Origin of the sequence: Providencia sp. PROV076 (assembly GCF_028483405.1) — a bacterium.
In the GTDB taxonomy this organism is placed as follows: Bacteria; Pseudomonadota; Gammaproteobacteria; order Enterobacterales; family Enterobacteriaceae; genus Providencia; species Providencia huaxiensis.
In genome coordinates this window covers 1-14,557 of sequence record NZ_JAMPRR010000014.1, presented here as the reverse complement: position 1 = coordinate 14,557, position 14,557 = coordinate 1, and the positions used below count along the sequence as shown (strand labels likewise).

Annotated in this window: 15 protein-coding genes and 1 pseudogene; 10 read left to right on the top strand and 6 right to left on the bottom strand. The window is 39.5% G+C overall.

From position 1 onward, the window contains the following. Positions 1-192 precede the first annotated feature (192 nt). Positions 193-753: a CoA pyrophosphatase gene (locus tag PSF67_RS09455; RefSeq protein WP_102138689.1), complete on the bottom strand. Its 561-nt coding sequence runs from the start codon at positions 751-753 to the stop codon at positions 193-195. Continuing rightward, positions 746-2,116, bottom strand: coding sequence for an aminodeoxychorismate synthase component 1 (pabB, locus tag PSF67_RS09450; protein WP_272676820.1), 1,371 nt, complete (start codon positions 2,114-2,116; stop codon positions 746-748). Before pabB ends, PSF67_RS09455 begins: the two co-directional genes overlap by 8 nt. A 124-nt stretch (positions 2,117-2,240) precedes the next feature. Between pabB and PSF67_RS09445 the strand changes: the two genes are divergently transcribed. Continuing rightward, positions 2,241-2,420, top strand: coding sequence for a YoaH family protein (locus tag PSF67_RS09445; protein ID WP_004253877.1), 180 nt, complete (start codon positions 2,241-2,243; stop codon positions 2,418-2,420). Between the two features lie 180 nt (positions 2,421-2,600). Next, positions 2,601-2,966: a protein YebF gene (gene yebF / locus PSF67_RS09440; protein ID WP_102138687.1), complete on the top strand. Its 366-nt coding sequence runs from the start codon at positions 2,601-2,603 to the stop codon at positions 2,964-2,966. Between the two features lie 78 nt (positions 2,967-3,044). On the opposite strand, the gene PSF67_RS09435 is transcribed toward yebF, so the two are convergent. After that, complete coding sequence (locus PSF67_RS09435; RefSeq protein WP_004253885.1) at positions 3,045-3,275, bottom strand: DNA polymerase III subunit theta; 231 nt, start codon at positions 3,273-3,275, stop codon at positions 3,045-3,047. 290 nt (positions 3,276-3,565) lie between these two features. On the opposite strand from PSF67_RS09435, the gene ftnA reads away from it, so the two are divergent. The 4 genes from ftnA to PSF67_RS09415 all read left to right on the top strand — a co-directional run bounded on the left by ftnA (position 3,566) and on the right by PSF67_RS09415 (position 5,996). Then, positions 3,566-4,069 (top strand): non-heme ferritin, encoded by a 504-nt coding sequence (gene ftnA / locus PSF67_RS09430; RefSeq protein WP_102138686.1) that lies wholly within the window; start codon positions 3,566-3,568, stop codon positions 4,067-4,069. 230 nt (positions 4,070-4,299) lie between these two features. Beyond that, complete coding sequence (gene copC, locus PSF67_RS09425; RefSeq protein ID WP_102138685.1) at positions 4,300-4,686, top strand: copper homeostasis periplasmic binding protein CopC; 387 nt, start codon at positions 4,300-4,302, stop codon at positions 4,684-4,686. A 1-nt stretch (position 4,687) separates the two neighbouring features. Next, the gene (copD, locus tag PSF67_RS09420) at positions 4,688-5,584 is read left to right on the top strand and encodes a copper homeostasis membrane protein CopD (RefSeq protein ID WP_239979355.1); all 897 of its coding nucleotides are present in this window, start codon (positions 4,688-4,690) and stop codon (positions 5,582-5,584) included. Between the two features lie 64 nt (positions 5,585-5,648). Further along, positions 5,649-5,996, top strand: a complete 348-nt coding sequence (locus tag PSF67_RS09415; protein WP_272676819.1) for a DUF2511 domain-containing protein — start codon at positions 5,649-5,651, stop codon at positions 5,994-5,996. Between the two features lie 441 nt (positions 5,997-6,437). Here PSF67_RS09415 and PSF67_RS09410 read toward each other — a convergent pair whose 3' ends face one another. The 3 genes from PSF67_RS09410 to yebS form a co-directional block, all read right to left on the bottom strand. After that, complete coding sequence (locus PSF67_RS09410) at positions 6,438-6,671, bottom strand: DUF1480 family protein (RefSeq protein ID WP_102138682.1); 234 nt, start codon at positions 6,669-6,671, stop codon at positions 6,438-6,440. A 148-nt stretch (positions 6,672-6,819) separates the two neighbouring features. Then, on the bottom strand, positions 6,820-9,159 hold the full coding sequence (locus PSF67_RS09405) for a PqiB family protein (protein WP_272676818.1): 2,340 nt from the start codon (positions 9,157-9,159) through the stop codon (positions 6,820-6,822). After that, on the bottom strand, positions 9,134-10,360 hold the full coding sequence (yebS, locus tag PSF67_RS09400) for a membrane integrity lipid transport subunit YebS (RefSeq protein WP_272676817.1): 1,227 nt from the start codon (positions 10,358-10,360) through the stop codon (positions 9,134-9,136). The genes PSF67_RS09405 and yebS overlap by 26 nt, the downstream gene beginning before the upstream one ends. Positions 10,361-10,492: 132 nt before the next feature. Between yebS and PSF67_RS09395 the strand changes: the two genes are divergently transcribed. The 4 genes and pseudogenes from PSF67_RS09395 to PSF67_RS09380 form a co-directional block, all read left to right on the top strand. Further along, positions 10,493-10,975 carry a GAF domain-containing protein gene (locus tag PSF67_RS09395; protein WP_195697169.1) on the top strand — a complete coding sequence of 161 codons (483 nt, stop codon included), beginning with the start codon at positions 10,493-10,495 and terminating at the stop codon, positions 10,973-10,975. 110 nt (positions 10,976-11,085) lie between these two features. Continuing rightward, positions 11,086-11,775 (top strand): RNA chaperone ProQ, encoded by a 690-nt coding sequence (gene proQ / locus PSF67_RS09390; protein WP_102138678.1) that lies wholly within the window; start codon positions 11,086-11,088, stop codon positions 11,773-11,775. A 19-nt stretch (positions 11,776-11,794) separates the two neighbouring features. Continuing rightward, positions 11,795-13,837: a carboxy terminal-processing peptidase gene (prc, locus tag PSF67_RS09385; protein WP_102138677.1), complete on the top strand. Its 2,043-nt coding sequence runs from the start codon at positions 11,795-11,797 to the stop codon at positions 13,835-13,837. Between the two features lie 284 nt (positions 13,838-14,121). Continuing rightward, positions 14,122-14,557: pseudogene (locus PSF67_RS09380) on the top strand (cell envelope biogenesis protein TolA); the annotation flags it as partial.

Sequence of the window (14,557 nt, the reverse complement as noted above, 5' to 3'; positions counted from 1 at the left end):
TTTAAAGTATTTTTTGAAATAAGGTAGTTGCTGAAGGGTAATTGATTGTAAATAGCACAAAATGTCTGTGATGTGCTCAAAAAAGCAACAGGTGGTAGAGGTATATTTTGTCATATATGACGTCATATCTTGTTATCTTAAATAGATTTTACTGCAATACTGGCATCGTATGGTGAAAAGTTGTGTTAAGCGTTAATCCAATTGCAAAGCAAGTTGGTGAATAATAGAGGCGGTTAGTCCCCACACTAAATGGCCATTATACCAATAAAAAAAGATGCGATTATGTCGCCCTGAACGCTTAATATCGACATACTTATGACGTTGTAATGAAAGCGCATCAAATAAGGGAACTTCAAAGATAGCGGCGACTTCACTCGGGTTGGCTTGGTATTGAATGTTATTTGGCACCAAGCCAACGATTGGCGTGACTTCATAGCCACCGTAACTTTGTAAGGGGCTTAACTGACCCAGTACTGTGACTTTTTCAGGGGGGATGGCCACTTCTTCATAAGCTTCACGCAAGGCGGTATTGACGAGCGTGCCATCTTCTGGGTCACTAGCGCCTCCCGGAAAGGCGACTTGGCCTGCATGGGAGCGTAAAAAAGGAGAGCGTTGCGTGAGAAGTAGCGTCGGATTTGGTTTATTGATAATAGGTAAAAGAACAGCCGCCGATTTACCCGCCTTGCGTTCAGACTGGCGGGTAGCCGGTAAAGTAAACTGAAAACGACTGATAAAGTTATTCAGTTCAGTCATCGGTATTGAGCGCTCCTAATAACGGTAAGATCAGGCTTAATTTATCAAAAGTTTCTTGATACTCTTTGTCTGCTTGGCTATCTGCAACGATACCGCCGCCAGCCCAGCAATAAACCTGCTTTTTATACGTCAGTAAAGTACGGATAGTGATATTGCTATCCATATTACCACTGAAACTAATATAGCCGATTGCGCCACAATAGCCATGTCGACGATGGGGTTCTAACTCTTCGATAATTTCCATTGCACGTACTTTAGGTGCTCCGGTTATTGAACCGCCAGGAAAGCACGCACGTAACAAATCAGTTGCACGGTATGGGCTATCGAGTTTTGCCGTGACGGTACTGACTAAGTGATGCACTGCAGGAAAAGCTTCAACAGCGAATAATTCAGGAACACTGACCGTGCCTGGTTTTGCAACGCGGCCAATATCATTACGTAGTAGGTCGACAATCATCAAGTTTTCTGCGCGGTCTTTTACTGAGTTCGCCAGTTTTTCTGCTTGTGCAAGGTCATCTTGTTCATTATCTAGGCGAGGTAGCGTACCTTTTATTGGGCGGGTTTGAATATTCCCATCTTGTAAACTGATAAAACGCTCAGGCGAAATACTGATAATTGCATTTTCTGGGAGGCGTATAAATGAAGAAAAAGGAGCTCCATTACGCTCAAGTAGCGCTAAAAATGCATTCCATTCATCGCCCTTATATTTGGCCTTGAATCTTTGCGCTAAGTTGATTTGATAGCAATCACCATTATGTAAATAGTCATGGATACGGGCAATATTATGATGATATGCCTCTTCTGACATATTTGATTGCCATGAGGTCGTTAATTGGAATTTGTTTTTACGGGGCTTCTTTTGGGCTTGTAGCCAAGCAAGCCGAGCTTCAACATCATCATAACTAATGAGTGTGGTGGTTTTATTATGATGGTCAACAATGAGTGCCCACAAGTAGATGCCAACTGCCATATCTGGAAACTGCAATTCTGTTGTTGCAATTTCAGGTAATTTTTCAATGCGTCGACCTAAATCGTAACTCCAAAGACCGAGGGCACCGCCGTTGAAGGGACATTCAGTCTCTTCCTGATGTTTCGGTTGGTATTTATCAAGCAATCCTTGAAGAAGTTCAAAAGGATCTGATTCAGAAACGATAGGAGCTTGATTTGGCTCTGAGAGGGTTGTTTCAAGCTGATAAGTCGTCAGCGTTGCAATGGGGTCAGCAACAATAATGTCATACCGATTATGGGCGTGTTTTGCATTACCTGAATGCAGTAACATCGCCCATGGCTGGTGTGCCAGTGGGGTAAAATAATCAATGGCTGTGTTTGGGCTATAAGGTAATTGGATTTTTTTGATAACCATAATGATGAGTCTAAATTTCCGCAAGTGAATCAATACAGATTAACATATATTCTTATCTTAATAGTCGAAGAGATGTTAAAATCTTAATCATTGATTTTAGTCTTTTATACATGAGGTTTAAACCATGTTTTCTGGTATGCCAGCACTTAATCACCAAGAACAGCAAGAAGCAGTTGAAAAAATTCATCAATTGATGGCGGAAGGGATGAGTAGTGGTGAGGCAATTGCATTAGTCGCTCAAGAAATTAGAGAAAAGCATCAAGGTAAAGAGCAGATCCATGTTCGCTTTGATGATGAAAATTAATAATTTGTAAACATACTATTAACATCCATACATAAACCTGATAGATTAATATTAGTTAAGTCATTCTATTTATCAATGAAGACTAGATAATAACCAGAAGATAACTGGTATCTAATAGGCTGAAATAAGCCGCTAAACTAATCAAAAGTCTTTACCTATTAATAGGTATCGGAGGATGGTATGGAAGCGAATCAAAAAATTGCTGTAGTTTTAGGTGCTTGTGCGCTGGTTTTTAGCTCTTTTGCGTTAAGCGCAAATAGTGAAGAAGGTAAAGCTGCACCTTTCGTCAGTTGTGGTACGTTAACTGAGCCACAAATTGCAGCGCAAGTGAAAAGCGATTTTATGCATAATCGTTTACCTCGCTGGACGGATGAAAAAGCGGCTTTAGGTAAGAAAGCGGTTGCATGGGTCAATGATAGTGAAGTCACTAAAACCGAAACAGGTTACAGGGTACCGCTAGTTGTTCGTGGTGCAAAATCTGACTTACATTATTCAGTTGCGGTAGACTGCCAAAATAACACCGTGACATATAATACGACGAAATAAATTTTTTAATCTTAAGAATCAAGGGGTAACCATTCAGGTTACCCCTTTTTTGCATCATTTTTTTGTGTGCTCGTGGGGCTAGCGATTTCGCGGCTCATAAGGCATACGTGCAAAATTCTGTGATAGCTGGCGGTAGTATACAAGTCGCTCCCTGAAGTATTCCCTTAAGTGTTCAGGTTGTTCTCGCTCGACAGCTTCAGCGATGATGGCAATATTATAGCGCTCTTTAAATGCAACACCGGAAGCCAAAAGGTCGACATTGACCTTATCCATTTCATCTTTAGGCAATAAAGCAAGATTGTGACTCATATTTGATCTCTACGGTTAAATTCATCCCTTATTATTGTAACTGGATAATGAGAAAAAATCTCAATACATTAATTGGAATAATGAAAAATAAGGGTTGAATTTATCCATTTATATATTTAGTTATTAAGAATAAACAGGAAAGGATAATGAGATTGATTATTATTGTTTTTAACAAAAGTTATTAATTATCAGTAAATTGGATTTTTTTGTTTTAAGATTGTTTTAGGGTTTTAATTATTGTAATACTGTGCATAATATACTCATCAATGATTAACCGATAAGGCATAAATATGTTAACTACAGATATGGTCAAAAAATTAAACGAACAATTAAACCTTGAATTTTACTCTGCAAACCTTTATTTGCAAATGAGTGCTTGGTGTAGTGACAAAGGCTATGAAGGCGCTGCTGCGTTCTTAAAAGCACACTCTCAAGAAGAAATGGAACATATGCAGCGTTTATTTGATTATCTTAGTGACACAGGTGCATTGCCACTGTTAGGGCAAATTGCAGCGCCACCAGTTGATTTCAAATCAATTAGCGATGTATTCAACCAAACGTACGAACATGAGCAATTAATCACCCGTGAAATTAATAAATTGGCTCATTTAGCAATGACAACACAAGATTATTCTACATTTAACTTCTTACAATGGTATGTTGCAGAGCAACATGAAGAAGAGAAATTATTTAAATCAGTTCTGGATAAACTGGATATGGTGGGTGAGTCTGGTAAAGCACTCTTCTTGCTAGATAAAGATTTAAAAAACCTGTCAGCAGCAACACATGTTTAATCTAAACACCAGTAAATAGAAACATCGTTTTTATTTCAACTTGATATAAAGCTCCCTAGACTTATGGACATGAATACGGTAATTCAATGTTCATAAGTCTTTTTCTTTTCATTTTGTGTGAAAACTCACAGGATAGGGCGATAAAACCCATTTTTAAGCGGTAAAATGGTTTGTTTTCCGTATAATGATTGGCAATTATTCTAAATTCACCTGCAAATTAAGAGGTTACTATGCCAATTAACCCTATTAAATCTTCATGGCGCAAACTCAGCGCAGTTGCCGTTCTTTTTTTAGGTATGTCTTTCCAGCAAGCATTTGCACATGCGCATTTGAAAGACCAGCTTCCTGCTGAAGGTACAGCAGTAGAACAAGCGCCAGAGTCTATTTCATTAAGCTTTTCTGAAGGTATCGAAGTTAATTTCACTAAAGTCAGTATTATTGGGCCTGAAAATAAAATTGTGAAAACGGGTAAAGCAATATTAGACCCAAGTAACGATACAAAAGTGATCGTTCCTGTTGAAGACAAGCTCATTGCTGGGAAATATGATGTTAATTGGAGCGTTGTTTCTGTCGATGGACACAAAACAAAAGGAACGTATAGCTTTACAGTGAAATAATATGTCACTAGAAGCTTTTTACACACTTATTCGCTTTGTTCATTTTATCGCTGCAATATTGATGTGCGGAATGTCAATATTTGCAGTGGTGCTTAGTCGCGGGTCATTTAATTATTTACTAAGCCGCTATCTGAATAAAGGCATTTTCTTCTGCGCCATCGTTACAGTGTTAACGGCCTTTAGCTGGATGCTTGCGCAAGCAGGTTTGATGGGTGATGGTTGGGAAGATAGTATCGACTGGGAGATATGGCAAGGGGTATTAGGGACGTCATTTGGTCAAATATGGCGTTGGGAACTTCTGTCATCCGTATTACTACTCGTGGTTTTATTTGTAAAACCTATCAAATTACGATTAAAGTTAATATTGCTCTTTTCGATAATCCTACTCGGTCTGCATGCTTTTATTGGGCACGCGGCGATGCATGATGGCGCAATCGGAATGCTTCATCGTATTAATCAGTTTGTTCATCTTATTAGCTCCGCCTATTGGTTTGGTGGTTTGTGGCCTTTTTTAATTTGCATTCAATTTTTACGCAATAAAAAAGAGATGGCTGAAGGGATGGATAAACAAATTGTGAATACCATGATGCGTTTTTCGCGTTTTGGCCATATCGCCGTTGCACTGGTTATTATAACGGGGATCATCAGTGCGGTAACTCTCTTGCCAGGTTGGCCATTAAACTACTCTGGGTCAGAATACCAATCACTACTTTGGTTTAAGATCATTTTAGTGGGGGGAATGCTTTTGTTAGCTATTATCAATCGCTACTACATTGTTCCGATCATTAGGCAAAAAGGGCGGGTAAATTACCTAATCATTAACAGTTGGGTTGAGTTACTGTTAGGCACTATGGCGATCCTTTCTGTGGCGATTTTTGCAAGCTACCAACCAATCTAGCTAAACTTTTATATTTAATTGATAATATGCAACGATATCTTCAATGTTTAATAAGGTCACTACCATGAAACTTAAACTCATTATTTGCTCTCTATTATTGGGTGGAACTGTGAGTACAGCTTTTTCTGCACCGTTAACATCCGTGAGTAAAAAACAATTTGGTGCTGATTGGCCATTTACTCGTGAGGAGGTCATGTTAGAGTGCCGCCATAATGGGGCTTTGGTCGTCATTAACCCTGCCACATTAATGCAATATCCACTCAATGAAATAGCGACTGAACTGATGAATAAGAAAGAGATAAAAGCGCAGCCTATTGATGTACTACTTAAGCCTATTGATAGCGCCAAGTCAGTAGAGGAAAGAACCTTGCCGATAAAAGAAGCCGCTGAAAAATTGTGTGTGGTCAATTAAGTGTATTGCCAATTAAAATTATCAGCCTATAAGGGAAGTGGGAAATTAGAAAATTATCAATATTATTCAGTGTGTTGATTGATTGAAAGGTTTGAGTTATTGCATACATAGGTTCAACCTATTAAACAAATAGTTCAACTTTAGAAAATTAAGAAATAAATTGTGTTAATAATATGTGAAATTATTGATAATAAACATGGTAAGAACGTGCATTGAAAGCTAGTATTAGAGTGTACTTTGTTACGTCTCAATGGCAATTTTAGCGCACGGCTCTGCCAGAGCCATTTCCCAAGGCCCGGTAATCGGAATCTACCAGGCCTCTTTTTTTGCCTATTATTTTGTTCGTTCTCATTTCATATCAGCTTATTAGTTCCTGCTCATTTATATGCTTAGCCACTCGCCTAAGCTTTAGTCACTGACCTAAGCATAGTAACAAAACGATTAAGCCAGTTTCATCACCCAATGATGATTTTCTTTGTCATAGCGATCACGGTAGAGTAAGACTGGTTTCTCATCTAAAGTTGCCGGGATACTTGTATGTTCGTCCCACCCATCAAGTTGCATGCAGAAGTCAGTATCAGAATCACACGGAATACTGACGGTATCGCTTTTGTGGGAAGCCATAATCGCATCATTAATTTCATAGGAAGATATTTTCAATTTCACAATACACATAACTGCACCTCACTTTATCCATTTTAACCATATATAATCAGCCTAACGAAGTTAAGCATAGTATAAATGGAATTAATTTCCAAAATAATTTTTATGGTGTGTGTTAGGAAAGGGTGCAATATGTGGTTAATATGCACCCTAATAGTGGTTATTTTTTAGGGATAGACGTTCCCCACGCCATGTAATCTTTAGGGGGTTCTAATTTTAGGATGAAATGCTGTTCAGGTTTAGCTTGTGGGGCTAAAGGTACTGATGGCGGTGTTGCAAGGGAGATACCACCACGCACAAACTGTTTGAACGTTCCGCTTTTGGCAACGCCACCCGTTAAGCCAAAGGAAAAATTAAAACCGGAGGATTGCCAAAACTCGGTATTGCTGCGAATAAGATATTGGTATTCCTTCCCAATACGTGTTGCAACATATACGCGATCGGAAAGCTCTCCCAAATATAGACCTGTAACGACACCGACTTCTAATCCTCTAAACAAAATAGGCGTGCCAACCTGAATGGCGCCGACATCACTAGCATCAAGGTAAATAGTTAAACCGTCGAGATAGCGCGAGTCTGTAATATTGGCGGTTTGTAATTCAAACTGATAACGGGTTTTATTATTCCGTCCCGGTTCTGCGCTAATATATGGTTGCAATATACTATCTAAATTATTTAAACCAGCGGGAGATAGTTCAGGGGTTACAACAGCGAAGCGACTTCCTAGTTTAGTAAAAGTACTGACATATTCAGGGTATAGGATCGCCTTTGCTTGCACTTCACGTTTATCAGATGACAATTTTAATGATTCAATTTGGCCAATATTTATACCTAAGTAACGGATTGGCATACCTTCGGAGAGTTTTGATGCATCAAATGTTGTCAGAGTAATGATGCTTCCTATTGCTTTCGCAGAGGTCTCATTTGGATAAAGTGTATGCTGTCGAGCAGTATTGGCGACGCTACTATCAAGGTTATCAAAGCTAATTGCACCGCTAATGGCTCGGCTCAGAGGGGCCGCTTGAACGGTTAAACCGTTACTATTAAGTTGAACTTTTGCGCCACCTTCAGCCCAAAACACACTGTTCTCAGTGAGTAAATGAAGATATTCATTTGAGATATTTACATTGATCGCAAACCCGACTTTGGTCGGTTTAATTGCAATGATTTTGCCGACGGCAAATTGGCGATAAAGAACAACAGAGCCAGCTTGAATGTCTGGTAATGTAGTCGTGTTGAGGGTGATAGTGGTGGGAGGTAAAGCCCCTAAAATACCCGCTTTTGCATTATCATCACTACGATATAAAGGAAACGTTTCGGGGAGTTTCTCTTTACTTTGTCCTGCAATTAGATGGATGCCGCCATCTAACCATTCTTGAGGAGTAGCACCTTGGAATTGCACTCCATTAAGACCTAATTGGATATCCACCCGGCTATTAGCAACAAATTTACTATCTTCACGCACAAGGTGTTTGAACTCATCATATATCAAGATACTAAAATTGACTTTCTCAGTAGCCAAGTGACGCTGTAACACCTCGCCAATTTGAATGCCTTTATAAACAATCGGTTGACCTTTATCGACACCGTAAGTGTCATGTGCCCAAAGTGCTACCGTAAGGGGGGATTTACCGTCTTCCTCTTCGGTTTTGATTATCTTTTTGCTACTTTGTAGGACAAATTGTTGTCCTTCTTCTGCTTGTGGGCTGTTTTTCGGTGAGTCAAAGGCAATAGCGCCATTGATAACTGCAGAAAGGCTTTCCATTTTTAGACTGGCACCAGACTTAAGGTCAAAATTGCCTTGAAGCCCTGATACATTCCAAAATTGGCTCTCTTTACGGACTAAGTTAACATAAGGCTTTTTTACTACCGCAGAAATGGAAACACCCTTGTTATCAGGCAAAATAGTGTAGTCCGAAATATAACCAACAGGCACTTTCCGGTAATAAATAGGGGAGTTTTCATTCAATGAGCCTAGATCTGGAGCTGTAAGGTGAATAAGTAACTCACCTTTATCAATATTGAGTTGTGGGGGCGTATCTTGTGCAACAAAAGAGAACTGCTCTGTTCCTGTGCTGGGTAACATGCCAATGTAATTTCCACCAACCAGAGCATCAAGGCCAGAAACGCCAGCCAATGATGCTTTGGGGGTGACTAACCAAAATTTAGTGCCTGAATTCAAAGCCGGTCGCATGTCTTTATTCACACTAGCGGTCACAATAATGGTTTTCATATTTTTACTGATAGCAACAGATTGCACTAAACCAACTTCAACACCTTGGTATCGGATAGGCGTTCGATTGGCTACAACACCAGGTGCAGATGTAAATTCAATCGTGATATCCGTTCCTCGTTCAACCCAATGCTGAAACAAAAGCCAGCCCGCAATGAAAATAGCGACTAAAGGCAGCAGCCAGAAAGGCGAAATTTGCTTGCGTTTACGTAATATGGCTTCTGATATTTCCTCAGAGGGTTCATTTTGCGGGTTTTGATTTTCCATAAGAATCCCAAATTAAACGGCTATCTAACCACTCAACAGCCAAAATAGTTAAAATAACGGCTGAACCAAAATACAGAGCAGCAGGCCCCATAGTAAAAGACATCAGCTGATCTCGATTAACGAGTGTCATCATTAAAGCAATGACAAATAAATCTAGCATGGACCAACGACCAATCCATGAAACAAACTTAAGTAATTTCATACGTAGAATAGGGTCAGTATTGCTTTTGAAATGGACAGAAAACAGTAGCAATATCATGATAATAATCTTAATAAATGGAACTAATATACTGGCGATGAATACAATAATTGCTATTGGCCAGTTGCCTGTATCAATTAATGAAACGACTCCAGAATAAATGGTGTCCTCTAAGCGCTGTCCATTGAGATAAAAAATAGAAATTGGCATTAAATTAGCAGGAAATAATAACACCATGGCTGCAATTAGTGCGGCCCAGGTTTTTTGTAAGCTATGAGGCTCCCGAAAATGTAGAGGACGATGGCATCGTCTGCATTTCCCATTCCAATTCGCAGGCCCAGTGTAATGACAGGCAGTGCAGGCTAGTGTGCTATCTTGCGCTTCTTTATTATTAGTGGGATAAAATTTGTGCCATAACTCATCTAGGTTCATATGGATGAGAATTAATAAACTGAGAAGAGACATAGTAATAAAAGCGACTAAGCCATGGCCAATAAATACACTCGCGTAATCTTGCATTTTAATGGCGGCAATACCCAATGCTATCAGGTAAACATCTAACATAACCCACTCTTTGATATGTCCAAGCACTAAAAGGATCGGCCGGAGATTCAAATTGATGCGCTGACCAATAGGTAACAATAAAATTAAAATTGGTAATAATAAGGGGGCGGCAATAGCACAAAAAGCCACTATACTGGCGGTAAATGGGTCCCCTTGTTGATTAATTAAGTGAATACCTTCAATGACATTTGCGTTGATTTGGCTTCCTAATAAATGAATAGAAATGAGAGGTTGCCAAAATGCAATGGGGGCAAGCATCAATAATGTGATAGCCAGTATTGATAAACGATTAAGTGACCAAGATCGCCCATCATTAAGTTGGCTAAAACAGCGAGGGCAAACAACGACTTGCCGTATGCTGAATTGAGGCGTTAATAGCTTCTGATTGCAATGATTACAGCGTTGAAAAAGCAAATCAGTGTGATTAGTGTGGCTCATATTGACTCATTTTAGGTGGTTACCTAGATGTAATCTAGTGTAAAAGAATTTACCTCAAAGTGACAAATTGGTAATCTTAGGGCTACGCTTACAAATATTTGATTAATTGCTTGATTATTACAAGAAATAATTATGGATAAAAAGAAGTATTATCTTGAACTTTCAGACAATCTCTCTGCTCTACTTGCAGGTGAGTATGATTTAATTGCAACCTTAGCAAATACCAGCGCATTATTATATGAATGTTTAGAAGGTGTTAACTGGGCTGGTTTTTATCTCAGTAATGGGCAAGAATTAGTGTTGGGTCCTTTCCAAGGTAAAGTTGCATGTGTTCGGATCCCTTTTGGTAAAGGCGTTTGTGGAACAGCCTTTACCAATAACCAAGTTCAGCGTATAGAAGATGTACATGCATTCCCAGGTCATATTGCCTGTGATGCAGCAAGTAACGCAGAAATTGTCTTTCCTTTGGTAGTTAATGGGCAAACTATCGGGGTTTTAGATATCGATAGCCCAAATATTAGCCAGTTCGACCAGGAAGACGAAAAAGGGTTACAACACCTTGTAAGCCAGTTGTGTCAACACTTGGCAATGTGTTCTATGCCTAAATATCATTAAATAATGGTCAGTTAAATTAATAGTAACGTGGCAATTGTCAGCAACACGATTATAATGTCGGCTTGTTCATGCCCGTGAGGTTGGCAAAATCGTTGTTATCAGGAAATTTCATGGAAAATCAACCTAAGTTGAATAGTAGTAAAGAAGTTATCGCATTTCTAGCAGAGCGTTTTCCTCGCTGTTTTATCGCTGAAGGCGAAGCACGTCCGTTAAAAGTCGGAATTTTTCAAGACATCGTAGGGTGCTTAAAAGAAGAAGATGGTATTAGCAAAACGCAACTGCGTTCTGCATTACGCATGTATACTTCTAGCTGGCGTTATCTTTACGGTGTTAAAGAGGGCGCTAAACGCGTTGACCTAAACGGTGAAGATTGTGGCGAATTAGACGCAGAACATATTGCTCATGCGCGCCAACAATTATCTGAGGCTAAAGCTCGCGTTCAAGCACAACGTGCTGAACAGAAAGCACAAAAACGCCCAGTTGCACAAAAAACGGGTGAAAAAACACCGCGTACTCAAGATGCAACTAAAGAAAGAGCACCTCGCCGCCGTCCAACAGAGAATAAAGAACGTCCGCAAAATACATCATCTAAGAACTCTCGTCGTAATACACCAGCTCCAGAGCAAAAACTGAAATCAGTGACTGATATCAACGCACTACAGATTGGCCAAACTTTGAAAGTGAAAGTGGGCACTAGTGTGATGGACGCCTCTGTGCTGGAAATTGCAAAAGACGGTGTTAGGGTTCAATTGCCAACAGGGCTGGCAATGATTGTACGCGCGGAACATTTAAAGTTCTGATACGGAGGTCAATCAGGTCATGAACAAACTTCTTAAAATTGCACTGGTGGTTAGTCTAGCGACTTTCGGCAGTGCAGTCGCTAATACTCAAGCAGTGGCTCCGGTCACTGCGGCTCAGTTACCTGTCTTAAAACAGAATGTACAACACGGTACAGTGAGTGAAAGAGTCACATCTCGGTTTACTCGCTCACATTATCGTCAATTTGATTTAGACAATGCGTTTTCTGGGAAGATATTTGACCGTTATCTTAATATGTTAGATTTCGGTCATAATGTTTTACTTCAATCCGATATTGACCAATACGCCAAAGATAAAGGCAAAGTCGGTCAATGGCTTGAGGATGGCAAATTAGATCCGTTTTATGACCTGTATAACCTGTCTCAGGAAAGACGTTTCGAGCGTTTTAAATATGCACTAGCTCGTTTAGAGCAACCCATCGATTTAAATGCGACTGATTCAATTGAAGTTGACCGTTCTAAATCACCATGGCCCAAAGACAAGCAAGAGCTTGATCGTCTTTGGGACCAAAAAGTGCGTTATGACTGGTTGAATTTAAAACTATCAGGGAAAGATGACAAAGAAATCAAAGAGAAACTGACAAAGCGTTATAACTTTGCGTTGAGGCGTTTAACGCAAGCGCAAAGTGAAGATGTGTTTCAATTGATCGTTAACTCTTTCGCTCGTGAAATCGATCCGCACACAAGTTATTTATCGCCTCGTAATACAGAACAATTCAATTCAGAAATGAGTTTATCATTAGAAGGAATTGGTGCGGTATTACAGCAAGATGACGAAAATACAGTTATCAACTCGTTAGTTGCTGGAGGCCCTGCGGCTAAAAGTAAAGAGCTAAAAGTTGGTGATAAAATTATCGGTGTAGGCCAAACGGGTAAACCGATTGTTGATGTGGTTGGCTGGCGTCTTGATGATGTGGTTGCTTTAATCAAAGGCCCGAAAGGAAGCAAAGTTCGGTTAGAAGTCGTTTCTGATACTAAAGGGGCGAAGCCACATATTGTCACCATAGTTCGGGAGCAGATCCGGCTAGAAGACCGAGCAGTCAAGCTGACAATCAAACAGCAAGGTAAAGATAAAGTTGCTGTTTTAGATATTCCTGGTTTTTATGTCGGCTTAACAAATGATGTTAAAACCCAATTACAAAACTTGGCAAAAGATAATGTTTCCGCATTGGTTATCGATTTACGCGGTAATGGTGGTGGTGCATTAACCGAAGCGGTTTCTTTATCTGGCTTGTTCATTCCGAAAGGGCCAATTGTGCAAGTTCGTGATAATAACGGCCAAGTTCGCCAAGATATCGATGATGATGACGTTGTTTACTATAAAGGTCCTCTTGTTGTTTTAGTCGACCGTTTTAGTGCATCCGCATCAGAGATCTTTGCTGCGGCAATGCAAGATTACGGTAGGGCGATGATTGTCGGTGAACCGACTTTTGGTAAGGGAACCGTTCAGCAACACCGTGGTTTAAGTCGTGTTTACGATCAAATGCTAAAACCAGAATGGCCTTCATTAGGTTCCGTTCAGTATACCATTCAGAAATTTTACCGAGTTAATGGTGGAAGTACACAGCGTGAAGGGGTGACTCCTGATGTGGTCATGCCTACAGGCCAGGATCCAGCTGAAACAGGTGAAAGTTTTGAGGACAACGCATTGCCATGGGATAGCATTCCACCGGCAAAATATACGCCTGTTGGTGATGTTTCTTCTGATTTATCGCCAATAAAAACGCAGCATTTGGCGCGTATTAGCAAAGATCCTGAGTTCAACTATATTGATGAAGATATTGCGCGCTATAAAGTTAACAAAGAGAGTAAGAATCGTATTTCACTCAACTATGCTGAGCGACAAAAAGAAGATTCAGAAATTGAAGCGACAAAATTGAAACGTATAAATGAACGTAATACTCGAGAAGGTAAACCATTATTGAAATCAATTGATGATTTACCTAAAGATTACGAAGGGCCAGATCCATACCTCGATGAAACGGTTAAAATGGCGGTCGATTTAGCGAATCAACATACTAAGTTATTATCAAATAATAAATAATTTCCTCTTATTATTTGTCAAATTAAGCCAGCGCCTAAGCTGGCTTAATTTTTTAAGTTTTCCTGTACCATCTTAATAGCTATCGCAAAATATAAGCTAAACATTAATGTATTGTTAATATGATATTTTTAGTAAATAGTCCCCAAATTAATGCAGTTTTATGCTTTGTTTACTTTATTTTTTAAAATGACTAACTGAAATTAATAATTAACTATAGGTTTCTTTACCTTTACTTAATTTATCCTAAACTTTTGGTATAGTTTCCTTATCAATGAGGCATTACCATGCGTAAATTATTTATAGGATTAATGGCTGTTAGTGTGATGATGGTTGCATCTATTAATACAGCGAATGCAAGAAATTACCCTTGTTCTGGAAGTAAAGGAGGAATTGACCGTTGTGACGGGGAGAAGTTTATCTGTAATGACGGGTCAACAAGCCGTTCAGAGCAAGTGTGTACGATAGAATTAAAAAACGATATTAACAGTAAAGCGAAAGCGGCTGGAGCGGTGATTGGCACAGGCGTTGTCAAGCAATCAAGTAAATCATCGGTTTCTGACTCAATAAAAAACAGTAGTGACAAAGCCAGTAAAACCGTTTCTGATAAAGCAGACAAGGCAAGTGATAAAGCATCTGGCACAGCTAAGACAGTAAAAGAGAAGGCTAGCAAAGCTGCGGATAAAGAAGTTAAAGACGTAAAAGATAAAGTTAGTAAAGGGA